This is a genomic window from Streptomyces sp. NPDC004539, from assembly GCF_040610055.1.
Classification (GTDB): Bacteria; Actinomycetota; Actinomycetes; order Streptomycetales; family Streptomycetaceae; genus Streptomyces.
Window position 1 is genome coordinate 121914 of sequence record NZ_JBEXLS010000019.1, and the last position, 23259, is coordinate 145172.

23 protein-coding genes are annotated in these 23259 nt (G+C 71.3%); 12 read left to right on the forward strand and 11 right to left on the reverse strand.

Translation table 11 applies throughout. From position 1 onward, the window contains the following. Window positions 1-12: 12 nt before the first annotated feature. Window positions 13-3711 (reverse strand): BTAD domain-containing putative transcriptional regulator, encoded by a 3699-nt coding sequence (locus tag ABZX85_RS33060; RefSeq protein WP_355876828.1) that lies wholly within the window; start codon window positions 3709-3711, stop codon window positions 13-15. Window positions 3712-3840: 129 nt separating this feature from the next. Between ABZX85_RS33060 and ABZX85_RS33065 the strand changes: the two genes are divergently transcribed. Then, complete coding sequence (locus ABZX85_RS33065) at window positions 3841-4638, forward strand: site-2 protease family protein (protein WP_355876831.1); 798 nt, start codon at window positions 3841-3843, stop codon at window positions 4636-4638. Window positions 4639-4656: 18 nt separating this feature from the next. On the opposite strand, the gene ABZX85_RS33070 is transcribed toward ABZX85_RS33065, so the two are convergent. Next, a complete protein-coding gene (locus tag ABZX85_RS33070) occupies window positions 4657-4839 on the reverse strand; it encodes a hypothetical protein (RefSeq protein ID WP_355876834.1) in 183 nt (60 codons plus the stop codon). Between the two features lie 60 nt (window positions 4840-4899). After that, the gene (gene npdG, locus ABZX85_RS33075; protein WP_355876836.1) at window positions 4900-5604 is read right to left on the reverse strand and encodes an NADPH-dependent F420 reductase; all 705 of its coding nucleotides are present in this window, start codon (window positions 5602-5604) and stop codon (window positions 4900-4902) included. Between the two features lie 183 nt (window positions 5605-5787). Between npdG and ABZX85_RS33080 the strand changes: the two genes are divergently transcribed. Further along, window positions 5788-6387: a hypothetical protein gene (locus ABZX85_RS33080; protein WP_355876838.1), complete on the forward strand. Its 600-nt coding sequence runs from the start codon at window positions 5788-5790 to the stop codon at window positions 6385-6387. 113 nt (window positions 6388-6500) lie between these two features. Continuing rightward, on the forward strand, window positions 6501-7781 hold the full coding sequence (locus ABZX85_RS33085) for an MFS transporter (RefSeq protein ID WP_355876839.1): 1281 nt from the start codon (window positions 6501-6503) through the stop codon (window positions 7779-7781). Window positions 7782-7787: 6 nt separating this feature from the next. On the opposite strand, the gene ABZX85_RS33090 is transcribed toward ABZX85_RS33085, so the two are convergent. Beyond that, window positions 7788-8060, reverse strand: coding sequence for a hypothetical protein (locus ABZX85_RS33090; RefSeq protein ID WP_355876841.1), 273 nt, complete (start codon window positions 8058-8060; stop codon window positions 7788-7790). 59 nt (window positions 8061-8119) lie between these two features. On the opposite strand from ABZX85_RS33090, the gene map reads away from it, so the two are divergent. Both map and ABZX85_RS33100 read left to right on the forward strand, forming a co-directional pair. Continuing rightward, window positions 8120-8977 carry a type I methionyl aminopeptidase gene (gene map, locus ABZX85_RS33095; RefSeq protein ID WP_355876843.1) on the forward strand — a complete coding sequence of 286 codons (858 nt, stop codon included), beginning with the start codon at window positions 8120-8122 and terminating at the stop codon, window positions 8975-8977. 137 nt (window positions 8978-9114) lie between these two features. Beyond that, on the forward strand, window positions 9115-9762 hold the full coding sequence (locus ABZX85_RS33100) for a biliverdin-producing heme oxygenase (RefSeq protein ID WP_355876846.1): 648 nt from the start codon (window positions 9115-9117) through the stop codon (window positions 9760-9762). Window positions 9763-9777: 15 nt separating this feature from the next. Here ABZX85_RS33100 and ABZX85_RS33105 read toward each other — a convergent pair whose 3' ends face one another. The 4 genes from ABZX85_RS33105 to ABZX85_RS33120 all read right to left on the reverse strand — a co-directional run bounded on the left by ABZX85_RS33105 (window position 9778) and on the right by ABZX85_RS33120 (window position 11437). Further along, window positions 9778-10077 (reverse strand): hypothetical protein, encoded by a 300-nt coding sequence (locus ABZX85_RS33105; protein WP_355876849.1) that lies wholly within the window; start codon window positions 10075-10077, stop codon window positions 9778-9780. Next, the gene (locus ABZX85_RS33110; protein ID WP_355876851.1) at window positions 10074-10337 is read right to left on the reverse strand and encodes a DUF6247 family protein; all 264 of its coding nucleotides are present in this window, start codon (window positions 10335-10337) and stop codon (window positions 10074-10076) included. The genes ABZX85_RS33105 and ABZX85_RS33110 overlap by 4 nt, the downstream gene beginning before the upstream one ends. Window positions 10338-10443: 106 nt before the next feature. Then, window positions 10444-11088 (reverse strand): PhzF family phenazine biosynthesis protein, encoded by a 645-nt coding sequence (locus tag ABZX85_RS33115; RefSeq protein WP_355876854.1) that lies wholly within the window; start codon window positions 11086-11088, stop codon window positions 10444-10446. Continuing rightward, the gene (locus ABZX85_RS33120; RefSeq protein WP_355876856.1) at window positions 11081-11437 is read right to left on the reverse strand and encodes a hypothetical protein; all 357 of its coding nucleotides are present in this window, start codon (window positions 11435-11437) and stop codon (window positions 11081-11083) included. Before ABZX85_RS33120 ends, ABZX85_RS33115 begins: the two co-directional genes overlap by 8 nt. A gap of 456 nt (window positions 11438-11893) precedes the next feature. On the opposite strand from ABZX85_RS33120, the gene ABZX85_RS33125 reads away from it, so the two are divergent. The 6 genes from ABZX85_RS33125 (at window position 11894) to ABZX85_RS33150 (ending at window position 18445) form a co-directional block, all read left to right on the forward strand. Further along, entirely contained in the window at window positions 11894-12976 is a 1083-nt protein-coding gene (locus ABZX85_RS33125) for an iron ABC transporter permease (RefSeq protein ID WP_355876859.1), read from the forward strand. A 257-nt stretch (window positions 12977-13233) separates the two neighbouring features. Continuing rightward, window positions 13234-14061 (forward strand): heme ABC transporter ATP-binding protein, encoded by an 828-nt coding sequence (locus ABZX85_RS33130; protein ID WP_355876862.1) that lies wholly within the window; start codon window positions 13234-13236, stop codon window positions 14059-14061. A 188-nt stretch (window positions 14062-14249) separates the two neighbouring features. Continuing rightward, window positions 14250-15389, forward strand: coding sequence for an iron uptake system protein EfeO (gene efeO / locus ABZX85_RS33135; RefSeq protein ID WP_355876865.1), 1140 nt, complete (start codon window positions 14250-14252; stop codon window positions 15387-15389). Between the two features lie 11 nt (window positions 15390-15400). Beyond that, entirely contained in the window at window positions 15401-16630 is a 1230-nt protein-coding gene (efeB, locus tag ABZX85_RS33140; RefSeq protein WP_355876868.1) for an iron uptake transporter deferrochelatase/peroxidase subunit, read from the forward strand. A 2-nt stretch (window positions 16631-16632) separates the two neighbouring features. Beyond that, complete coding sequence (gene efeU, locus ABZX85_RS33145; RefSeq protein WP_355876871.1) at window positions 16633-17487, forward strand: iron uptake transporter permease EfeU; 855 nt, start codon at window positions 16633-16635, stop codon at window positions 17485-17487. Beyond that, a complete protein-coding gene (locus tag ABZX85_RS33150; protein ID WP_355876874.1) occupies window positions 17465-18445 on the forward strand; it encodes a hypothetical protein in 981 nt (326 codons plus the stop codon). The genes efeU and ABZX85_RS33150 overlap by 23 nt, the downstream gene beginning before the upstream one ends. Window positions 18446-18529: 84 nt before the next feature. Here the strand turns inward: ABZX85_RS33150 and ABZX85_RS33155 are convergent, their stop codons facing one another. The 3 genes from ABZX85_RS33155 to ABZX85_RS33165 form a co-directional block, all read right to left on the reverse strand. Next, window positions 18530-19255 carry a bifunctional DNA primase/polymerase gene (locus ABZX85_RS33155; RefSeq protein ID WP_355876877.1) on the reverse strand — a complete coding sequence of 242 codons (726 nt, stop codon included), beginning with the start codon at window positions 19253-19255 and terminating at the stop codon, window positions 18530-18532. Window positions 19256-19506: 251 nt separating this feature from the next. Further along, window positions 19507-20193, reverse strand: a complete 687-nt coding sequence (locus tag ABZX85_RS33160; protein WP_355876880.1) for a TetR/AcrR family transcriptional regulator — start codon at window positions 20191-20193, stop codon at window positions 19507-19509. 544 nt (window positions 20194-20737) lie between these two features. Further along, window positions 20738-21751, reverse strand: coding sequence for a Gfo/Idh/MocA family oxidoreductase (locus ABZX85_RS33165; protein ID WP_355876883.1), 1014 nt, complete (start codon window positions 21749-21751; stop codon window positions 20738-20740). 116 nt (window positions 21752-21867) lie between these two features. Between ABZX85_RS33165 and ABZX85_RS33170 the strand changes: the two genes are divergently transcribed. Beyond that, window positions 21868-23244: a multidrug effflux MFS transporter gene (locus ABZX85_RS33170; RefSeq protein WP_355876886.1), complete on the forward strand. Its 1377-nt coding sequence runs from the start codon at window positions 21868-21870 to the stop codon at window positions 23242-23244. The last annotated feature ends 15 nt before the right edge of the window (window positions 23245-23259 follow it).

A 23259-nucleotide genomic window follows, 5' to 3' on the forward strand; every position in this document is an offset into this window, starting at 1 on the left:
GTCCCGCGCGCGTCAGACCAGGGCGGTGGCCTCCTCGTAACCGAGGCCGCCGCCCTCGGCGTACGCCGCCTCGTACCCGGCGTCGCCGAGCAGCCGCCGCGCCCGCGCCTCCGCGTCCGCGCGCTGCATCCGCTCCTGGCGCAGGGCGATGTGGCCGGGCGGCAGCATGCCGTCGCTCGCGCCGAGACAGCGGGCCGCGTCGGCGGCCCGGCCCGGGTCCTCGGTACAGGTCAGGACGTAGGCGGCCGTACAGAGATAGAGCGCGCGCATGTGCGGCGCGATGACGATCGACAGCGGCGCCCCGGAGGCGGTCAGCGCCCTGCGTACGGTGATCAGCGCCTGGTCGACCCGGCCGTCGCCGGCGTCCAGCCAGGCTTCGACGCCGTCGATGAACGCCTCGAAGACCATGAACGACGCGAGCGCGAAGTCCTCGCGCAGTTCCCGGAGTTGGTCGCGGGCCTCGCCCCGGCGGCCGGTCTCGCCGAGCCAGGCGGCGAGGAAGAGCCGGGCGGCCGGGCGGGCCTCGTTGACGTACCCCTCGGACTCGGTGATCGCGGCGCGCAGGATGGCCTCGCCCTCCGCCGACTCGGCCGGGTCGCCGCCCTCCAGCAGGACGTTCCCGAACCGCACCCGCAGGATCGTCAACTGGGCGCGGGCGCCCAGCCGTTCGGCGTGCACCATGGCCTCGCGGTAGTCGGCGGCGGCCTTCTGGTGGAAGCCGAGCCGCTCGTACGCCTCCGCGCGGGCCGACAGCGACTCGGCGGCGCCCCAGGAGTCGCCGTGCCGGCGGAAGATGTCCAGCGCCTCGTCCGCGTCGCGGGCGCCGTCGCTGGCCCAGTCGCTGCGGTTGGCGAGGAAGTTGCCGCGGAGCTGGAGGTTGAACGCCAGGTCCCATTCGAGGGCGGGGTGTTCACGGCAGATCCGGATGTTGAGGTGCAGGATGTCCCGGACCATGTCCATGTCGCCGCTCAGCATCACGGCGTAGAACGCGTGCAGGCCCGGTATCCAGCAGAGCTGGGGCAGGCCGGGGTCGTAGGTGTCCTTGATGAGCGCGAGTCTGCGTTCCGCCTCCGGGGTCTGCCAGAGTTCCAACTCGGTGTCCATGTAGGCGAGATGGGTGAGGTGCGCGCCTCTTCGGGCCTCGGCGAGGAACTCCCCGGTGAAGGGCGGGGCCTGGGCCGTGACGCGCTCCCACACCGGTTCGGCGTGCTGCGGTTCGGGGCCCTCGAAGGGGTCGGGGCCCAGTTCGGTGACCTCCTTGAACCAGTTCCGCGCCTCGATCCGCATATCGCGCATCTGCCAGTACCAGAGGAGGGCGTGGGCGAGGCTGAGGGCCTCCTGCTCGTCGGGGGCGTCGACCGCGCGGCGCAGGGCCGTGCGCAGGTTCTCGTACTCCGCCTGGAAGCGCTGGATCGCCGTCACCTGCTGCGGGCCGCGCAGCAACGGCTCGCTGGTGCGGGCGAGTTCGCGGTAGTGGGTGAGGTGGGCGCGTTCGGCGGCGGCGCGGGCGCCGGACTCCGTGAGGCGTTCGCCCGCGTACTCGGCGACGGTCTCCAGGAGGCGGTAGCGCATCGTGCCGTCGGGTGACGGGGCCGCCACCACGAGGGACTTGTCGACGAGGGAGCCGAGGCCGTCCAGCGCGGCGGGGCCGCAGACCGCCTCGGCGGCGGGGAGGTCGCAGCCGCCCGCGAACACCGACAGGCGGCCGAGGACGTCCCGTTCGTCCTCGTCGAGCAGCTCCCAGGACCAGTCGACGACGGCCCTCAGGGTCTGCTGGCGGGGCAGGACCGTGCGGCTGCCGGAGGTCAGCAGGCGGAAGCGGTCGTCGAGCCGGTCGGCGATCTGACGGGGCGTCAAGATCCGTAGCCTGGCCGCCGCGAGCTCGATCGCGAGGGGGAGGCCGTCGAGGCGGCGGCAGATCTCGGCGCAGGCTTCGGGGTCGTCGGCGGTGCGGAAGCCGGGGCGGGCCGCGGCGCCTCGGTCGGCGAGGAGGCGCAACGCGACCGGTTCCGGGAGGGGTTCGACCGGGCGCAGCAGTTCGCCGGGGACGCCGAGGGGTTCGCGGCTCGTCGCGAGGATCGTCAACTCAGGGCAGCGGGCGAGGAGTTCCTCCGCGAGGTGGGCCGCCGCCGACACGACGTGCTCGCAGTTGTCGAGGATGATCAGCATGCGGCGCCGGGCGCAGTGGTCGACCAGCCGTTCCACGGGGTCGTCGTGCCGCTCGCCCGCCGCACGGAACTCCTCCGCGCCGGCGCCGTACAGCACGGTCTCCCGGGCGCCGACCGCCGTCACGACCGCCTGCGGGACCGCCGCGGGGTCGGAGACCGGGGCGAGTTCCGCGAGCCACACCCCGTCCCGCGCGGCGACCGTCTCCGCGGCCTCCTGCGAGAGCCGCGTCTTCCCCGCGCCGCCGGGGCCGAGGAGGGTGACGAGACGGGCGGTGGCGAGGTCGCCGCGGATGGTGGCGATGTCGGCTTCACGGCCCACGAAGGAGGTGAGACGGGCGCGGAGGTTGCCGGGCGGGGGTGGAGGTGGGGTCTGGTGGGGGGTGGGCTGGGTGTAGGGGTTGTACGGGGTGAGGTCGGGGTGGGTGGGAGGGATGACGTGGCCGGGAGGGGTCGGGGGTATTACGGGTACTACGGGTGTCAGGGGTTCTGGGGAGGCGAGGTGGACGGGGGGCACGATGTGGCCGGGGGGCTCGGAGGGGACGACGTGGGTGGGGGTGCCGGGGTGGCGTGCGGGCGAGGGCGCCGCCGGGTCGTCGCCGGGCGCTCCGGTGCCGGGTGCGGAGGGGGAGGGGGGCGCGGAGGCGGGGCCGGATGCGGGGACCGCGCCGGATGCCTCGCCGCCGGATACGGGGCGGCCGGCAGGTGCCCGGCCGCCTGCCACTCCCCCGCCGTCGGATGCCGGAGCGCCGCCGAAGCCCCCGTCACCGGCCGCCGGGCCACTCCCCGGCCGCGCCCCTCGCGGTCGCGCGCCCCCCGTCGGGTTCAGCAACTCCATGTGCAGCGCGCGTAGTTCGGTGCCCGGGTCGGTGCCGAGGCGGTCTGCGAGGAGGGTGCGGACCTCGTCGTACGCGGCGAGGGCCTCGGCCGTGCGGCCGGCGTCGCGCAGGGCGCGCAGGCGGAGGGACTGGAGGGGTTCGTCGAGGGGGTGGCCGTCGCAGAGGGCCGTCAGTTCCGGGAGGATCTGTTCGGCGTGGCCGAGCGCGAGGGCCGCCGAGTGCCGGGCCCGGACCGCGTCCAGCCGCCGCATCTCCCAGCGCGCGGCCTCCGCCGACCGGTCCGGGAGGTCGGCCAGCGCGGGCCCCCGCCACAGCGCGAGGGCGTCCTCCAGGAGGACCGCCGCCTTCGCCGGGTCGCCGTCGGCGAGCGCGCGCACGCCGTCCCCGGCCAGCCGCTCGAACCGGAACACGTCGACGTCGTCGGAGCCGACGGCCAGCCGGTACCCGCCGTCCACGGAGGCGATCGCCTCCGCCCCCAGCGTCCGCCGCAGCCGCCCCACCAGCGCCTGCAACGCCCCCTGCGCGTCCGCCGGCGGCTCCCCCGCCCACACCTCGTCCACCAGCGACCCCACGGACACCGTCCGCCCCGCCCGCAGGACCAGCACCGTCAACAACGCACGCAACCGCGCCCCGCCCACCGCCAACGCGGTGCCGTCGGGACGCAGAACCTGAGTGGGGCCGAGAACGCAATAACGCACGGGTTCCATTGTCCTTGTGGACGCCCCTGACGCGCCTCCGGGTTTCCCCCTAGGAACCCGGGCCGCTCATCGGACGTTCGTCACACATCACCTGTACGGTCTACCCGTACATCCCGCCCTAGCCAGGAGCCCGACCCCATGACCAGCACCACCTCCCGCCACAGCGACCGGCGGATCAGCCCTGTCTTCCTGGGCATCCTCGCCGTCACGGCGGTCACCGGGTGGGCCACCTGGACCGGGTTCGCGGAGACGCCCGGGGTCGCGGTGTTCCTGTTCGTGACGGCGGCGTGGATCGTGTCGCTGTGTCTGCACGAGTACGCGCACGCCCGCACGGCGCTGCACGGCGGGGACATCACGGTGGGTGCCAAGGGGTACCTCACGCTGAACCCGCTCAAGTACACGCACGCGCTGCTGAGCATCGTGCTGCCCGTGGTGTTCGTGATCATGGGCGGGATCGGGCTGCCGGGTGGAGCCGTGTTCATCGAGCGCAGCCGCATCCGGGGGCGCTGGCGGCACAGCCTGATCTCGGCGGCGGGGCCGCTGACGAACGTGCTGTTCGCGGTGGTGTGCACGGCGCCGTTCTGGCTGGACGCGCTGGACGGCGTGCCGGCGGACTTCCGGTTCGCGCTCGCGTTCCTCGCGCTGCTCCAGGTGACGGCGGCGATCCTGAACTTCCTGCCGGTGCCGGGGCTCGACGGGTACGGCGTGATCGAGCCGTGGCTGCCGTACAGCGTGAAGCGCCAGGTGGAGCCGTTCGCGCCGTTCGGCCTGCTGTTCGTGTTCGCGGTGCTGTGGGTGCCGTCGATCAACAACGGTTTCTTCGACGTGATCGACTCGATCCTGCGCAGCCTCGGCATCGACGAGCTGTCGACGTACTGCGGCCAGGAGCTGTACCGGTTCTGGCAGGGGCAGAACGAGTTCTGCTCGGCCGGCTAGCCCGGCCGGACCGGTCGATCAGCCCGCGGCGGCCTGCCGTTCGGCCTTCGCGCGGCGCCAGTAGTACCAGGTCATGTTGGACGACAGCCCCGCGAGCAGCACCCACACGATCCCCAGCAGACTGCCCTGGACGAACGAGACGACTGCCGCCGCGACGGCGAGCAGGCAGACGGCGAGGGTGTAGAGGGCGAGGCGGGGCATGACCATGGGCTCCTGTCGGGGGACACCGGTGTACTACGACGACCAGTGTCCCCCATCCGCTCAGACGTCGGTGACGCGCAGCCCGGCGTGCGCCTTGTACCGCCGGTTCACGGAGATCAGGTTCGCGACGAGGGACTCCACCTGGTGCGCGTTGCGCAGCCGTCCGGCGAAGACACCTCGCATCCCGGGGATGCGCCCGGCGAGCGCCTGGACGATCTCGACGTCGGCGCGCTCCTCGCCGAGGACCATGACGTCGGTGTCGATCTCCGCGATCTCCCGGTCCATGAGCAGCACGGCCGAGAGGTGGTGGAAGGCGGCGGCGACCCGCGAGTCCGGCAGGAGCGCGGCGGCCTGCTCGGCGGCGCTGCCCTCCTCCGGCTTCAGCGCGTAGGCGCCCTTCTTGTCGAAGCCGAGCGGGTTGACGCAGTCCACGACCAGCTTGCCGGCGAGTTCCTCGCGCAGGGACTCCAGGGTCTTGCCGTGCCCGTCCCACGGCACCGCGACGATCACGACGTCGCTGCGGCGGGCGGTCTCCGCGTTGTCCGCGCCCTCGACGCCGTGGCCGAGTTCGGCCGCCGCCTCCTGGGCTCGTTCGGCGGCCCGCGAGCCGATGATCACCTTCTGGCCGGCCTTCGCCAGCCGGTAGGCGAGCCCCTTGCCCTGCGGGCCCGTCCCGCCCAGTACCCCGACGACCAGTCCGGAGACGTCCGGGAGGTCCCAGGGGTCCTTGGGGGCGGGCTTGTGTGCACTGTCCGTAGAGGTCATGGGCCGACTTTACGACTTCGCGGCGCCGAGGCGGGCGGGCGTCCCGGGTCGGGCCGTACCCGTAGTACCCGCAGGGGGCGACCCGTAGTACCCGTAGGGGGCGGCCGGTTCGCGCTACCCGGACGGGTGAATACCCGTAGTACCTCCGGCCGGCCCCGGTCCCCTGCGGCAGGATGCGCCCCCATGGACGCCGTACGTGTCGCCTTGCTGCGTGAAGTGCTCGCCGGGACCGAGTGGCTGGGTACGACCCGGAGGTTCGCCCAGGTACTACGGGGGTCGGTGGTGACGCACGGGGGCGGGCTGCTGCTGGTCGGCACCCCGGAGTACGAGCCCTGGCACCTCGCCGCGCACCTCGTGGACGAGGCCGCCTGGTCCGGTACGCCCGAGCTGGCCCCGACGCTGGTACGGCACGGCGCGCGCCCCAGCGACCCCGCGCACCTCGCGGTCGGGCCCGGCCGGATCGAGGGGGCCCGGCGCGGGGAGACCCTGCTCGTCGTGGCCCCCACGGAGCCCGCGCCCCTCCTGGAACGCGTCCACACGGCCCGGCGGTCCGGGGTGACCGTCCTCGCCCTCGGCCCGGGCGGCGGCGAACTGGGCTCCCTGGCCCACGAGACCCTCGACGTACCGGAGGGCGCCGAACTGGACCTCGACACCGTGCAACACCTGGTCAGCGCCGGCGCCGGCGAACAGACGGTCGTCCCCGGACGGGGCCGCAGACGGTTCCGGGACCGGTTGGCCCGGGTCGCGGAGGCCCTGACGGCTCCGCCGCCGGCGGCGTGGTGAGGTGACGGGGCGGGCGGGGAGCGAGGTGGCGGGGCGGGGGAGGTGACGGGGCCGGGGAAACGTACGGAAAAGCGTTTGCTGTGCCGGGCCGGGTGTCCTGAGCATGGCTCTTCGTGACTCTCTCCGCCCTGCTCCCCGATCTCCGCCCCTGGCACGACTCCCGCGACTTCCGGCTGCTGTGGCTGTCGGGGCTGGTCTCGTCGTTCGGGAGTTTCCTGACGTTCGTCGCGCTGCCGGTGCAGATCAAGGAGCTGACGGGGTCGGCGGCTGCGGTGGGGGCGATCGGGGCCGTCGAGCTGGTGCCGCTCGTGGTGTTCGGGCTGTACGGGGGTGCGCTGGCCGACGCGGTGGACAAGCGGAAGCTGATCGTGTGGACGGAGGCCGGGCAGGGGGTGCTGAGCGCGGGGCTGTTGTGCAACGCGTTGCTGCCGACGCCGAGGGTGTGGCCGCTGTACGTGATCGCCGCGCTGACGGCCGTCCTCACCTCGATCCAACGGCCCGCGCTGGACTCGCTGTGGCCCCGGATCGTCGCCCACGAGCACCTCCCGGCCGCCGCCGCGCTGAGTTCGCTGCGGCGGACGATCGGCGGGGTCGCGGGGCCGGCGCTGGCGGGGCTCGTGGTGGCCTACGCGGGGCTCGGCTGGGCGTACGGCGCGGATCTGGTGACGTTCGCGGTGTCGGTGCTGCTGATGGCGGGCGTCGCGGCGTCCCCGGCGTCGCACGAGGCGGTGAAGCCGTCGCTCGCGGCGATCCTGGAGGGGGCGCGGTACGCGTGGGGGCGGAAGGATCTGCTGGGGACGTACGCGGTCGACCTCGCGGCGATGTTCTTCGCGATGCCGCTGGCGCTACTGCCGTTCCTGGCGGACGAGTTGGGGGCGCCGTGGGCGCTCGGACTGATGTACGCGGCGCTGCCGCTGGGGTCGTTGCTGGTGAGTCTGACGAGTGGGTGGACCTCTCGGGTGCACCGGCACGGGGCGGTCGTGGTGCTGACGTCCGCGCTGTTCGGGGTGGCCGTCGCGGGGGCGGGGCTGGTGCGGGACGTGTGGCTGGTGCTGCTCCTGCTGACCGTCGCCGGCGGGGTCGACATGGTCAGCGGGATCTTCCGGTCGGCGATCTGGAACCAGACCGTCCCGGACGAGCTGCGGGGGCGGCTCGCCGGGATCGAGCTGCTGTCCTACTCCGTCGGCCCGACGCTCGGCCAGGTCCGCTCCGGTTCCTTCGCCGCGTGGTTCGGCATCCGGACGTCCCTCTGGTCGGGCGGGGTGCTGTGCGTGGGCGCGGTGGGGCTGCTGTCCCTCTGTCTGCCGGCGCTGCTGCGGTACGACGCCCGGACGGACGTGCACGCGCTGCGGGTACGGGAGCAGAGGGAGGCGGCGGGGGCGGAGACGTCGTAACCGTTCTCAGTCGTTGCTGCCCGCCGAGTCGCCGCTGCTCCCCGCGGCCTCGCCGGTCCCGCCGTCCGCGCCCGCGCCGTCGTTCCAGCGGGCGTCGTTCTCCCATTGGAGGTTGCGTTCGCGGGCGGTCTGCATGGCGTGTTCGGCGTCCGCGCGGGTGGGGTAGGGGCCGAAGCGGTCCTTGCCGGGGCAGTCGGGGCCCTCCTCGACCTTCTTGTGCTCCAGGCAGTAGAACCACTCGCCGGGCTTGCCGACCGTGCGCTTCTTGAAGAGGGCCATCTCGGGGCTCCTTTCACCACGGACATGGTCCCCCATCCCCGCTCGTTAGACTCGTCGTCATGTCAGGCCAGTCGCTGCTCGTACCAGGGGAGCTGTCTCCCACCCGTTCCGTCCCCGGAAACATCCGGCGCCCCGAGTACGTCGGCAAGCCCGCGCCGACGCCGTACACCGGCCCGGAGGTGCAGACTCCGGAGACGGTCGAGGCGATGCGTCTCGCGGGCCGGATCGCGGCGCGGGCGATGGAGGAGGCGGCGAAGCACATCGCGCCCGGTGTGACGACCGACCTGCTCGACAAGGTCGCGCACGACTACATGTGCGACCACGGCGCCTACCCCTCGACGCTCGGCTACCGCGGCTTCCCCAAGTCCCTGTGCACGAGCGTCAACGAGGTCATCTGCCACGGCATCCCGGACTCGACGGTGCTGCGTGACGGCGACATCGTGAATCTCGACGTAACCGCTTACATCGGCGGCGTCCACGGCGACAACAACGCGACGTACCTGGTCGGCGAGGTCGACGAGGAGTCCCGGCTGCTCGTGGAGCGCACGCGCGAATCCCTCAGCCGCGCCATCAAGGCCGTCCGCCCCGGCCGGCAGATCAACATCATCGGCCGGGTCATCGAGTCGTACGCCAAGCGCTTCGGGTACGGCGTGGTGCGGGACTTCACCGGGCACGGCATCAACTCCTCGTTCCACTCCGGCCTGATCGTCCCGCACTACGACAGCCCGCACGCGACGACCGTCATCCAGCCCGGCATGACGTTCACGATCGAGCCGATGCTGACGCTGGGGACCCACGAGTACGACATGTGGGACGACGGCTGGACGGTCGTCACCAAGGACCGCAGGCGTACGGCCCAGTTCGAGCACACGCTCGTCGTGACGGAGACCGGCGCGGACATCCTCACGTTGCCGTAACCGCTTCCACAACCCGGCCTCTCGCGGGGCCGGGTCTTTCTCTGTACGCTTTTACCGACAGCGTGTCGGCAACTTTCCCGACACACCGTCGGGAAACCTATTGACTCAGGTAAGCCTTACCTAACAAGATGTGGGCCATGGACTCCTTCTCGACCGTCATCCGCACCGCGTCCCACGAAGCACACGTCGAGGCCGAGACCTCGACCTTCATGTCCGACCTGCTCGGCGGCCGGCTGGGCGTCGACGCGTACGCCCGCTACACCGAGCAGCTGTGGTTCGTGTACGAGGCGCTGGAGGCCGGCGCCGAGCGGCTCGCGGGCGACCCGGTCGCCGGGCCCTTCGTGCGGCCGGAGCTGTTCCGGCTCAGAGCGCTGGAGCGGGACCTCGCGCATCTGCGGGGGCCGGACTGGCGTACGGGGCTCTCGGCGCTGCCGGCCACTCAGGCGTACGCGGATCGTGTCCGCGAGTGCGCCGAGGAGTGGCCCGGCGGGTACGTCGCCCACCACTACACCCGGTACCTCGGGGACCTCTCCGGCGGGCAGATCATCCGTGACAAGGCCGAGCGGACCTGGGGGTTCGAGCGCAAGGGCGACGGCGTGCGGTTCTACGTCTTCGAGGGGATCGGGAATCCGGCCGCCTTCAAGCGGGGGTACCGGGAGCTGCTGGACGCCGTGCCGGCCGACGAGCTGGAGAAGCAGCGGATCGTGGGCGAGTGCAAGCGGGCGTTCGCGCTCAACACCGGGGTGTTCCGGGGGCTCGGGGAGGAGTTCGCGGTGAGTGCGTGAGGGGTGGGCGGGGGGTCAGAGCCAGGGCTCTTCGGCGGGGTCGTCGGGGGTGATCGCTATGATCACGGCCGCTGCCGGGGGTGGTTGCGGAAGGTACACGTACGCGACCGCCAGGCCCGGCATTCCCGCACGGGGTTCGAGCTTCGTCTTGTAGACCTCCTGCTGCCCGTCGGTCCAGACATGACGCAGGACGCCGAGCCTCGGGGCGGCTTCCAGTTCCTTCAGCAGACCCTCGACCGCCTGGCGGGCGACCGGGCCGAGCATCTCCAGCCGGTGTGCCGCCACCTCCGACACGACGGCTACCGCACGACTCAACCCAGTTCGCCCTTCTTGATCCTCGCGGCGATGTCGAGGCCCTCCCGGAGGGCATCCTCGAACCCCGGGTCCGAGTACAGCCGGATACGGCCCCGGTAGTCGACGATCACCGAGGCCACCGCGCCGAGGTCGCTCTCCGTGGCCTCCTCCAGCGCATGCGCCAGATCGGCCTCGAAGTCCTCCCTGTCTCCGGGGAACCCCCGGCCCTCCCTCAACGCGGCCCTGATCTCGGCCACGGTCCTGAGCGGGAGACGTGTCATGGGTTCTCCTCACTCCCGTCACTCCCGGCGGACGGTCACCCCCAGTATCCCGCCCTTCCCCCGATCACGGACCGGTTCCTTGTTTGTCATCTCGTACGACGCCCGCTCAGCGCTCCAGGAGGACCCGGCCCCCGACCTCGACCCAGCCGTAGGGCTGCGGGGCCGTGAGGAGCTGGGAGCCGGCGCCCTGGGTGATGTTCAGGGCGCGGCCCAGCCGGTCCGTGAGGAGGATCGCCGCCGCGCCGGTCGCCTCGTCCTCCTCGATGCCGTCGTCGCGGCCGGGGAAGGCTCTCGCGCGGATACGGCCGGCCGCCTCGTCCAGCCACGCCCACGCGTAGATCCACTCCCCCGGCGGGGGTATCGGGAGGTCGTCGACCTCGGCGGCGGTCGCGTACTGGCGGAAGGTTCTCGGCGGGGCCCACTCCGCCCTCGCCTCTATCCAGCTGAACTCGCCGTCCAGCCGGGCACCGACGACGCCCGCCGGGGTCACCAGCTCCGGGACGTCCAGGAGCCAGGCCGTGCCCACACAGGGGTGTCCGGCGAAGGGGAGCCGCAGGGTCGGGGTGTAGATGTCGATCACCCCGCGCTCGGGGTCGTCCACGAACACGGTCTCGCTGAAGCCGAGCTTCGCCGCCAGCTCCTGCCGCTCTTCCCGCCCGGGCATCCGCGAACCGTCCCGGATCACACCGAGTTCATTGCCATACCCTCCGCCGGGGGCGCAGAAGACGCGGAGGACGTCGTAATCAGTCACCCGGGAATTGAAACACCGCCCGGAGGGCCATCCGCTCCCAGGCGGGGGCTCCACCGGGGAGGGGCCAGGACCGGGTACGGGCCTCTTCGTACGGCAGGGCGGCGAGGATGTCGGCGAGGCGGGCGTCCCGATGCGGCGAAAGGTCCAACTCGCCCCGTCCCGCCCCCTCATGACCTTCCATCAGCTCTGCCGACTCCCTCCGCCAGTCCTCCTCGTCCGGCACCCTCACCAGCACCACGCACGACGGCGTCCCGCCCTCTTCCAACGCCGCCACCGCCCGGTCATGCCCGTCCAGCAACAACCAGCCGTCGAACGCCGTGACCCACCAGAGGAGAACCGGCGCGAGCATGCCCTCACGGGCGCGCCTTCGGTACGCCTTGACGCGCGGGGCGTCCGGCGGGGAGAGGGGGCGCAGGGGGACGACGCCGTGCCAGCCGTGGGCGGACCAGTCGAGGTGGGCGGTGGGCCAGGTGCGGACGAGGTCGGGGGGCTGCCAGACGTACGGGGGGAAGGTGTCGCGGGTGTACAGGTGCCAACGGGAGGTGTGGAGGGGGCCGTTCGGGGCCGTCTCCAGCCATCTCGCGTATTGGTGCGGCCAGTTGGGCGGGTTGGAGGAATCGGCCGCCGGTCGTCGATTCGAAGCGGAGAGGGGGGTCGGGGCGTTCTGCGTTTATGACCAGGGCGTGGGGGCCCAAAGGTTCGCGGGGCGCTCTTCGCATGGGGGTAGTTTGCACCACCGGAGTGGCCGAATTAGGCAAGGCTAACCTAATGTTTGCTGGTCGGAATCGGGACGGGAGGGTGTCGGATGGTTGCGGTGGGGACGGTTGTCGAGCGGGGCGAGAAGGTGGCGGGGGGTGGGAAGCGGCGGCGGGAGTGGTGGCTCGGGGTGGGGCTGGTGGTGGCGTTGGGGGTGCTGGTGCCGGTGGCGGCCGGGGTCGGGGCCTATCCGATTCCGCTCGGGGACGTGCTGTCCTCCGTGGGGCATCGGGTGGGGCTGTGGGGCGGGGAGTTGGACCGGGTCGCGGAGTCGGTGCTGTGGAATGTGCGGTTTCCTCGGATCGTGCTGGCGTTGTTGGTGGGGGCCTCGCTGGGGTGTGCCGGGGCTTTGATGCAGGGGGTGTTCGGGAATCCGCTCGCCGAGCCCGGGGTGATCGGGATTTCGTCCGGGGCGGCGGTGGGGGCGGTCGCCGCGATTGCGATGGGGTTCGGATTTCTCGGGACCTGGACCGTTCCGGCGTTCGCTTTTGTGGGCGGGCTCGGGACCGCGTTGCTCGTGTATTCCTTGTCGCGGAGTGACGGGAAGGCCGAGGTGGTGACGCTCATCCTCACCGGAATTGCCGTCAACGCGTTCGGCGGGGCATTGATCGGGCTGTTTCTGTTCTTCGCGGATACGGCTGCCGTGAATCAGATCGTGTTCTGGCAGTTGGGTTCCTTGTCGCAGGCCACCTGGCCGAAGGTGTTGGCTGTCCTGCCATGCACGGTGGTGGGGCTGGCGCTGGCCCCCCTCTATTCGCGTCGGCTGGATCTGCTTTCGCTCGGGGAGCGGCCGGCTCGGCATCTCGGGGTCGATGTGGAGCGGCTTCGGGTGGTGCTGATTCTGGTGATCGCGTTGTTGACGGCCGCGGCGGTGAGTGTCTCGGGGATCATCGGATTCGTGGGGCTGGTCATTCCGCACCTGCTGCGGATGGCGGCCGGGCCGGGGCATCGGTTTCTGGTGCCGGCCAGTGCGCTGCTGGGGGCGTTCATCTTGCTGGCCGCGGATCTCGCCTCGCGGACCATGGCCGCGCCCGCGGAATTGCCGTTGGGGGTTTTGACGGGGTTGCTGGGGAGTCCGTTCTTCTTCTGGCTGCTGCATCGGACTCGGAAGCGGCAAGGGGGGTGGGTTTAGGGGTTGCGTGCCGGGTGCGGGCTCATTGCGGCTGGTCGCGCCCACACGGCGGAGCCGCATATCGATACAGCCCCGCGCCCCTAAAAGAACTGCGGCTGCCCGGTGGTGAACCGCCCCGTCTCTGAAGCCGGCCAATAATACGGAAACCGCTGCCCCTCGCCCCCAAAGGGCCCTGGCAAATCTCCTCCGCCCCCCACCCCCACTCCGCAAAGGACCCCGTAAAACCCCTCCGCCCGCCTCTCTGCCCAAAGGACCCCATGAAACTCCTCCGCCCCCGCCCCACTCCCCCGCCTCCCCCCACCCCCGGCGACCTCCTCGCCGAAGCCCTCGATCTGCATCTCGATCTCGGGCCCCGCCGCATCCTGCACGGCGTCACCCTCCCCGTCCGGGCCGGGGAGGTGCTCGCGCTCGTCGGGCCGAACGGGGCCGGGAAGTCGACGCTTCTGGCGGCGCTCGCCGCGGATCTCCCCGCCGCCGAGGGGGTCGTACGTGTTCGCGGGCGTCCGGTGCGGGAGTGGACGGCTCTCGAACTCGCCCTGAGGAGAGCGGTGTTGCCGCAGGCGGCGGCCGTCTCCTTTCCGTTTCCCGTCGAGGACGTCGTACGGATGGGGCGGGCGCCCCACGGCACCTCGCCGGTCGAGGACGACGCCGTCGTGCGGGAGGCGATGGCGGCGACGGAGGTAGGCCGCTTCGCCGGGCGGCCGTTCTCCGCGCTCAGCGGCGGGGAGCGGGCGCGGGTGGCGCTCGCGCGGGTGCTGGCGCAGCAGGCGCCGCTGCTGCTGCTCGACGAGCCCACGGCGGCGCTGGACCTCAAGCACCAGGAGCTGGTGCTGAGGATCTGCCGGGAGCGGGCCGAGAAGGGGGACGCCGTGGTCGTCGTGCTGCACGACCTCGGGCTGGCGGCGGCGTACGCGCACCGGGTCGCCGTGCTGCACGGGGGGAAGGTGGCGGCCGACGGGGCGCCGGAGGAGGTCTTCACGGACGAATTGCTCTCCGCCGTCTACGACCAGCCCATCGAGGTCATTCCCCATCCCACGAACGGCACTTTGCTGGTGATCCCGCGTCGGGGCGTCGCGAACCTTTGAGATTCCTTTGACGATCGCATTACGTCCGTTTTAGTCGGCCGTAACCATCCCGTACTCGTACGCGGATTTTGAGAGGTGAATCACTGCACACAGGGGTATGCCCTAGGTAAGCCTGAGCTAAGTTAGGCGAGCCTCACCGAACCCTGTGAGCCCCGTCACGTACTTTTTCAGCCACCGGGAGTGCCCGCATGCGCGCCGCCAGACTCACCGTCGTCACCGCCGCCGCGACCCTCGCGGCCCTGACCGCCGTCACGGGCTGCACGGAGAAGAGCGGGGCCGAGGACGGCGACCGTGTCATCAAGGTGACCGCGACGGACGACAAGTGCGAGACGTCGAAGAAGGCGATCCCGGCGGGGCACGTCGAACTCGCCATCGAGAACAAGGGATCGAAGGTCACCGAGGTGTACCTGCTCTTCCCGGACGACCGGATCGTCTCGGAGCGGGAGAACATCGGGGCCGGCACCAAGCAGCGGCTGACCGCCGAGGTCAAGGCCGGTGACTACCAGATCGCGTGCAAGCCCGGCATGAAGGGCAAGGGCATCCGCCAGGCCCTCTCCGTGACCGGAAAGTCGACGGTGAAGCGCGATCCCCGGCTCGACAAGGCCGTGGCCGAATACCGCGAGTACGCGCAGGAGCAGGCCGACGCGACGCTCCCGAAGGTGAAGGTCTTCACGGACGCCGTCCAGGCCGGGAACCTCGCCGCCGCGCAGGCCGCGTACGCCCCGTCCCGGATCGGCTGGGAGCGCACCGAGCCGGTCGCGGAGTCGTTCGGGGACATCGACCCGCTGGTCGACACCCGCGCGGACGGCCTGGAGGCGGGCCAGAAGTGGACCGGCTGGCACCGGCTGGAGAAGGCGCTCTGGCAGGACAAGAAGATCGGCGCCGAGGAGAAGACGCTCGCCGCGCAGCTCGTCACCGACCTCACCGACTGGCAGAAGCGCGTCGGCACCGCTGAGATCACCCCGACCTCCATGGCCAACGGCGCCAAGGAACTCCTCGACGAGGTCGCCACCGGCAAGGTCACCGGCGAGGAGGACCGCTACTCGCACACCGACCTCGTCGACTTCAAGGCCAACGTCGAGGGCGCCCAGGAGGCGTACGAGCTGCTGAAGCCGATCGCCCAGGCCAACAACCCTTCCCTGGTCACCGAGTTGGACAAGCAGTTCGCCGCGCTCGACGCCCTCCTCGACAAGTACCGCACGGACAAGACCTCGTACGACTTCGTCTCCTACGACAAGGTCACCGAGGCGCAGCGCAAGGAGCTGTCGGACGCGGTGAACGCGCTCGCGGAGCCGCTCTCCAAGCTCGCCGCGGCCGTGGTCAAGTAAGGGGCACGACGATGTCTGAAGCTCAACCCCCTTCCCGCCGCGCCCTGTTGGGGTGGGGCGGCGCCGGGCTCGCGCTCGGTGCGGTGGCTGCCGGTACCGCCGTGGCGGTCACCGGGGAGACCGGATCGGCCGACCCCTCCACCGCTGTCGAATTCCACGGCGTCCACCAGGCCGGTATCGCTACCGCCGTACAAGACCGGTTGCACTTCGCCGCGTTCGATGTCACCACCGGTGATCGGGCGGAGTTTGTGGGGTTGTTGAAGGAGTGGACGGAGGCGGCTCGGAGGATGACCGCGGGGAAGGCGGTCGGGGAGGGGGCGTTCGGGGGGCTGGCTGAGGCGCCGCCGGACGACACCGGGGAGGCATTGGGGCTGAAGCCGTCCCGGTTGACGTTGACGATCGGGTTCGGGCCTTCGCTGTTCGCCAAGTTCGGGTTGGGTGGGGAGCGGCCCGAGGCGTTGGTGGATCTGCCGCAATTCCCCGGTGAGGCGCTGGACTTGGCGCGGTCCGGTGGGGATCTGTGTGTGCAGGCGTGTGCCGACGATCCGCAGGTGGCCGTGCACGCGATCCGCAACCTGGCGCGGATCGGGTTCGGGAAGGTCGTCGTGCGGTGGTCCCAACTCGGGTTCGGGAAGACGTCGTCGACGACGCCGGACGCCCAGACTCCGCGCAATCTCATGGGGTTCAAGGACGGCACCCGCAATATCGCGGGGACGGAGACGGACCGGCTGGAGAAGTTCGTGTGGGCGTCGGAGAAGGACGGGCCGGCGTGGATGGCCGGCGGGTCGTATCTCGTCGCCCGGCGGATCAGGATGCACATCGAGACCTGGGACCGCACCTCCCTCCAGGAGCAGGAGGACGTCTTCGGGCGGGACAAGGGCGAGGGGGCGCCGGTCGGGAAGGCGAAGGAGCACGACGCGCCGTTCCTGAAGGCCATGAAGCCGGACGCGCACGTGCGGCTCGCGCACCCCGACTCCAACGGCGGATCGACCATTCTGCGGCGCGGCTACTCCTTCACCGACGGCACCGACGGGCTCGGGCGGCTGGACGCGGGGCTGTTCTTCCTCGCCTACCAGCGTGACGTGCGCGAGGGATTCGTCAAGATCCAGGGGCACTTGGCGACCGACGCGCTCAACGAGTACATCCAGCACGTCGGTTCGGGGGTGTTCGCGGTGCCGCCAGGGGTGCGGGACGCGGACGACTGGTGGGGCCGGGCCCTGTTCAACGGCAAGGAGGCGTAGGCGTGTTCTCCAACTACCTGATCGGGCTGCGGGAAGGGCTGGAGGCCAGCCTCGTCGTCTGCATCCTCATCGCCTATCTGGTCAAGACCGGGCGGCGGGACGCGCTCCGGCCGATCTGGATCGGGGTCGGCACGGCCGTCGCGATCGCCCTCGCGTTCGGCTGCGCGCTCGAATTCGGCTCCCAGGAGCTGACGTTCGAGGCGCAGGAGGCGCTCGGCGGGTCGCTGTCGATCGTGTCGGTGGGGCTCGTGACGTGGATGGTGTTCTGGATGCGGCGCACCGCGCGGCATCTGAAGGCCGAGCTGCACGGCAAGTTGGACGCCGCGCTCGCGATGGGGACGGGAGCGCTGGTCGCGACCGCGTTCCTCGCCGTCGGCCGGGAGGGGCTTGAGACGGCCCTGTTCATCTGGACGTCCGTGCACGCCGCCGGGGACGGGACGCCGAGGCCGTTGATCGGAGCGGGACTCGGGCTCGCCACCGCCGTACTCCTCGGGTGGCTGTTCTACCGGGGGGCGTTGCGGATCAATCTCGCGAAGTTCTTCACGTGGACCGGGGGGATGCTGGTCGTCGTCGCGGCGGGTGTACTCGCCTACGGATTCCACGACTTGCAGGAGGCCGGGTGGGTTCCCGGGCTCGGAAAGCTGGCGTTCGACATCAGCGACACGATTCCGCCGGACAGCTGGTACGGGACGCTGCTCAAGGGGGTGTTCAACTTCCAGCCCGACCCGACCGTCCTCCAGGTCACGGTGTGGCTCCTGTACCTGGTCCCGACGCTCGCGATCTTCCTCGCCCCGGTAGGGTTCGCCTCCGGGAAGAGGAAGGTGAAGTCACCTGATGATCAGGCTGCGCAGGCGTGACCGGAACGCGCTCATAGCGGTCGTCCTGACCGGTGTGTCCCTCACGGCGAGCGGCTGTGTGGTGATCCACGGAGAACGCGAGATCGTCCCGACGACCACCCCGGCCGAAGCCGCGGCGGCGGTCCAGGAGTTCACGACGGCGTACAACAAGGCCGACAAGGCGTACGACAGTTCGCTCGACGCCGCTTACACGACCGGGCCCCTCGGGGTCATCGACTCGGCGCGGCTGAAGGCGGGGAAGATCACCGATCCCGGTGGGAACCCGAACCATCAGCCGCTGGCCCTGTCGGACGTCCAGGTCACGATCCCCAAGAAGGCGGGCTGGCCGCGCTGGTTCGTCGCGGACGCGCAGGCCAACCGGAGCGGGTCCTCGCGCTGGCTGCTGGCGTTCACCCGCAACGACGTCGCCGAGCCCTGGCAGGCGGCGTTCCTGACGCTGGTCGCGCCCGGGACGCTGCCCGCGTTCAAGCGGGACGCGCAGGGGTACGTCGAGGAGGTGCCCGCCTCCTCGCCCGAACTCGCCGTGTCCACCGACCGGTTGAGCGCGGCGTACGCGGAGTATCTGAGGACCGGTCAGGGGGCGTTCGCGGACGGGGCGTTCACCAGCGCGCTGCGGGCCGGACGGGAGAAGGCGACGCGGCCGGGGCTCGCGACGCAGTACATCGACGAGCCGCTGAACGACAGCGACTACCGGCCGATCGCGCTGCGCACCGCCGACGGTGGGGCGCTCGTCTTCTTCTCCGGGCACAACTACACGAAGCAGACGGCTGCCGCCGGGACGGCCGTGCCCACGCCGAACGCGAGCGTGAAAGCCCTGACGACCGGGGAGATCAAGCAGTCGCTGACGATGGAGTTCGTGTCGAACGCGGTTGCCGTCGATCCGATGAAGGGGGTCGGGGACGGGAAGGTGTCGTTGTTGAGCCGGGTGGAGGGGCTGACGGGGGCGAAGGGGGAGTAGTACGAGGGGGGTAGTACCGGCGGGGTACCGGGGGTACGGGGCACGGGGGTGCCGGCGGGGTGATACCCGTAGTACCCGTAGTACTCAGGTTCTGAGCGGCCAGGCGGTCGTCGACTCGTCCTGTGCGTGCCTCGCGCACGCGTCCGTCAGGGTCTCCAGGAGGGTCAGGGGGTCCGGGAGGGGGTGTTCCGGGCCGCGTACCCAGTGGACCGCGTGGCCCTCGTCGCCGGGGAGGCGGGCCGGGGGGACCAGGACGTACGAGCCCCGGCAGTGCCAGCGCAGGCCGGGGTGTTCGTCCATCGTCTCGGGGTGGCAGTCGAGTTCGCAGGGCCACCACTCGTCCTCGTCGGCCGGGGTGCCTCGGGTGAGGGTGAAGAAGAGGAGGCGGCCGTCGTCGGACTCCGCTACCGGGCCGACCTCGACGCCGGACGCGATGAGGCGGTCCAGTGCGGCGCGGCCGGCCTGGCGGGGGACGTCCAGGACGTCGTGGGTCGTGCCGGTCGCGGTGATGAAGTTCGCCTGCGGCTGGTGGCGGGCCCAGCGTTCGATCTGGGCGCGGTCGGTGGTCGACTGGGTCTGCCAGGCGAACGAGACGGGGTGGCGGGCGGGGGTCGGACAGCCGACCCGGTCGCACGAACAGCGGTAGCCGGGGGCGGGGTGGGCGGCGGGGGCGAGGGGGAGGCCGGCCTCCGCGGCGGCGAGGAGCAGCGCCTCGCGCTCGCCGGTGACGTCCTCTTCGGGGGTGGCCTTGCGCAGCCACTGAGTGAGTCTGACCCTCAGGCCGGTCCGGCCGATCGCCTCCGCGCTCATCTGTCCCCTCGCGTTGCTGTGGTGGGCACAGCATGCCCTATCGCTCCGCCGGGTGCGGAACCGGGGGGCTTGTCGGGACATAAGCCTCAGGGTGGGGGTGGGGGGCTGAGGTTCGGGGGTGAGTGCGGGTTCGGTGGGTGGGGTGCGGACCGGTGGATGGCTGGGGTGAGGTGGGTCGCCTGCCCGCGTGCGGGCGGGTGGGGGCGGCGCGGGCGGACGCAGCTGGGTACGGGAGGTGAAGTGGGTGTGGGTCAGTGGGGGGCGATGCCGTGCAGGGCGTAGTCGACGAGGGTGTCCGTGTAGGTGTGTGTCAGTTCGCCCGTGTGTTGCAGCCAGCGTTGGGCGACGGGGGCGACGAAGAGTTCGAGGGCGATCCGGGGGTCGATCTCCGGTCTCAACTGGCCTGCCTCGCGGGCGGATCGGAGCCTTTCGACGTACAACTCGAAATTGGGTTCCAGCAACTTCGCGACGACGGCTCGGCCCAGCTTCTCGTCCATCAACCCTTCTGCCGTGAGGGCTCGGGCGGGGGCGTCGAAGCGGGGGTCCTGGAGGTTGTCGACGGTCGCGCGGAGGACGTACTTGAGGTCGGCGGAGAGGTCGCCGGTGTCGGGGAGGGCGGGGGTGGTGGGGGCGGGTTGTGCCGTGCCGGGGGTGTCCTGGGTGCTGCCGGGGGTGTTCTGGGTGCTGCCGGGGCCGGTGGCCGCCTCCAGTTCGTCCGCCTGGCGCTCCCCCAGATCCAGAAACGCTTCCAGCAACACGTCCGCCTTCGATCCCCACCAGCGGTAGATCGTCTGCTTCCCGACGCCGGCCCGGGAGGCGATCCCCTCGATGGTCGTCTTCGCGTAACCGCTTTCAGCTACGAGACTCAGGGCAGCCGCATAGATGGCACGGCGGGACGTCTCACTACGCCGGGACGCGTCGGGTGTTCTGCTGGGCATGGGCCCAGGTTAAGGCGGGGCGGGGGGAGGGAGGACGGCGGCGGGGGCGGCGGGGGCGTCATGGGCCGAGGGCACGCCGTCGTCGTACGAGCCCCGGCCGGCCGCGGACCGCCGGCCCGCCTCACGACCGTGCGCACCAGGCCGACCCGCGCGGGCTCACCTCTGCGTGCCGCGGGCCTGGCACGCCCGGGGCGTTTCCGGCGGCTCTCGACCGGCCGGCGAGTGGCCGATCCGCCCGGCGTTCGACACCTCGTGCGACGCCGAACGTCATGCCCAGCTCGCCCACTCAGGTCCGAGGGCCGTTTCAAGCTCGACCGGAGACGCTCGGGCCCGGCGCTGTACCTCTCCCGCCGGCGGCTCGCACGCGCCCCCATGCCGCTTGCGGCCCCACGCGCCGCGTACGGGCTCGGCTCTCCGCATCAGGAGATCCGCGCACCCGACCCGGCGCGTCAGCTCGCGAGCCCGCCCGGCCGGCTGCCTCAGGCCGGTGGCAGTCCCGCGCGCGTGAGTTCGCTGCTCGACCCCGGCCCGTCCGCCCGTCCGCCTACTCCCCCTCCCCCTCCCCCTCCCCCGGATACCGCACCCCGATCTGCCCCCGGACCGTGTCCAGGGTTCGCATGACCGCGAGGGTGTTGTCGAGGGGGACGAGGGGGGACTCCTTCTCGCCGGCGCGCAGCGCTCGCATGACCTCCTGGGCCTCGTGGCGGAAGGTGTTGGCGGGGCCCTGGGAGGGGTCGTGGGGGAATTCCTCGGGGTCGCGGCCTACGCGGTGGAGGATGAAGCGGTCGGCGTGGAAGAAGCCGGAGGGGATGTCGATGCGGCCCTTGGTACCGGTGATGGAAGCGGTTGTGGAAGTACCGCCGTCCAGGGAGCAGTGGAGGGCGGCGAGGGCGCCGGAGTCCCAGGAGAGGGCCAACGCGGTCTGGAGGTCTACGCCTTCCGGGGAGAGGACCGCCCGGGCGGAGATGCCGGAGGGCTCGCCCAGGAAGAGGTGGGCGAGGGAGACGGGGTAGACGCCGAGGTCGAGGAGGGCGCCGCCGCCCTGGGCGGGGTCGCGCAGGCGGTGGGCCGGCGAGAAGGGCCCTTCGAGGCCGAAGTCGGCCTGGACCGTGCGGACTTCGCCGATCGTCCCGTCGTCGATCACGCTCTTGATACGGCGGATGACCGGGTTGCAGTACATCCACATCGCCTCCATCAGGAAGCGGTCGTTCGCGCGGGCGAGGGAGACCAGCTCCTCGGCCTCACGCAAGTTCAACGTAAACGGTTTCTCGCACAGCACATGCCGCCCCGCCTCCAGACAGAGCCCGGCGGCGGCCCGATGCGCCGAGTGCGGCGTCGCGACGTACACGACGTCGATGTCGTCGTCCGCCGCGAGAGACGCCCAGTCCCCGTACGCGCGAGGAATCCCGAAACGTTCGGCAAACGCTTTCGCACCCTCTTCCGTGCGCGAGCCGACCGCGACGACCTCCGCGTCGGGCAGATCGATGAGATCCGCCGTGAAGGCGGCGGCTATCCCGCCGGTCGCCAGGATTCCCCACCGCACGCTGTCCGCCGTCATCGCTGCCACGCTTCCGTCTCTCGCACGGACCCGGTCCCACAGTCCGAACATCACATTCGAGCATTCCGTTCGAGCTGAGAGCATAGGTGGCGGACCGGGAGAAGAGGGAGGGGCACATGCCCAAGGGTGGGGCGCCGATATCGCGGGCGACGCGGAAGTCCGCGTCGCCGACTCTTGCCGCACAGCGGCGGACGGGCCTGCTGGTCACACTGCTGCTGGGCGGGCTGACCGCCACTCCCCCGCTGTCGATGGACATGTACCTCCCGGCGCTCCCGGAGGTCACCGACTCCCTGCACGCCCCGGCCGCGACCGTGCAGCTCACGCTCACCGCGTGCCTCGCCGGCATGGCGCTCGGCCAGCTGGTCGTCGGCCCGATGAGCGACCGCTGGGGCCGGCGCCGCCCGCTGCTCGCCGGTCTCGTCGTGTACGTGATCGCAACCGCTCTCTGCGCGCTTGCCCCGAACGTCGAGACGCTGGTCGCCTTCCGTCTCGTCCAGGGTCTCGCGGGCGCGGCGGGCATCGTGATCGCGCGGGCGGTGACACGTGATCTGTACGACGGCGACGCGATGGCGCGGTTCTTCTCGACCCTGATGCTGATCTCGGGGATCGCCCCGATCATCGCGCCGCTGATCGGCGGACAGATCCTGCGCTTCACGGACTGGCGGGGCGTGTTCGTCGTCCTGATCGGCGTCGGTGTGCTGCTGACGGCGGTGGTGTGGGCGAGGCTGCCGGAGACCCTGGAGCCCGCCGACCGCCACGAGGGCGGGGTGGGCGAGGCGCTGCACGCGATGCGGGGACTGCTTTCCGATACCGCTTTCTCCGGTTACATGCTGACCGGCGGTTTCGCGTTCGCCGCGCTGTTCGCGTACATCTCCGCGTCGCCGTTCGTGGTCCAGGAGATCTACGGGGCCTCGCCGCAGACGTACAGCCTGCTGTTCGGGATCAACTCCGTGGGGCTGATGATCGTCGGGCAGATCAACGGGAAGGTGCTGGTCGGGCGAGTGCGGCTGGACCGGGTGCTGGGGGTGGGGCTGCTGGTGATCCTCGCCGCGTCGGTCGCGCTGCTGCTGATGACGACCGGGGTGTTCGGGGACGTCGGGCTGATACCGATAGCAATCGCTCTCTTCGTTCTCATGTCCGCGATGGGCATGAGCCTGCCGAACGCGCAGACGCTGGCGCTGCTGCGCACCAAGCACTCCGCCGGGTCCGCGTCGGCGCTGCTCGGGACGTCGTCGTTCCTCGTCGGGGCGGTCGCCTCGCCGCTGGTGGGGGTGGCGGGCGAGCACACGGCGGTGCCGATGGCGGTCGTGCAGGTGGTCTCGTCCGTGGTTGCGCTCGGGTGTTTCGTGGGAATGTGCCGTCCGGGGGCCGGTCGTACGGTCGCCGAGGAAGCGGTCACCGAGGAAACGGTTACTGAAAAGACGGCCGCAGCAGGGACGGGCGCTGAGGCCAAAGTCAGCGAGAAGACGGTCACCGAGGGAGCCGACAGCTGAGCGCACCGAGACTCC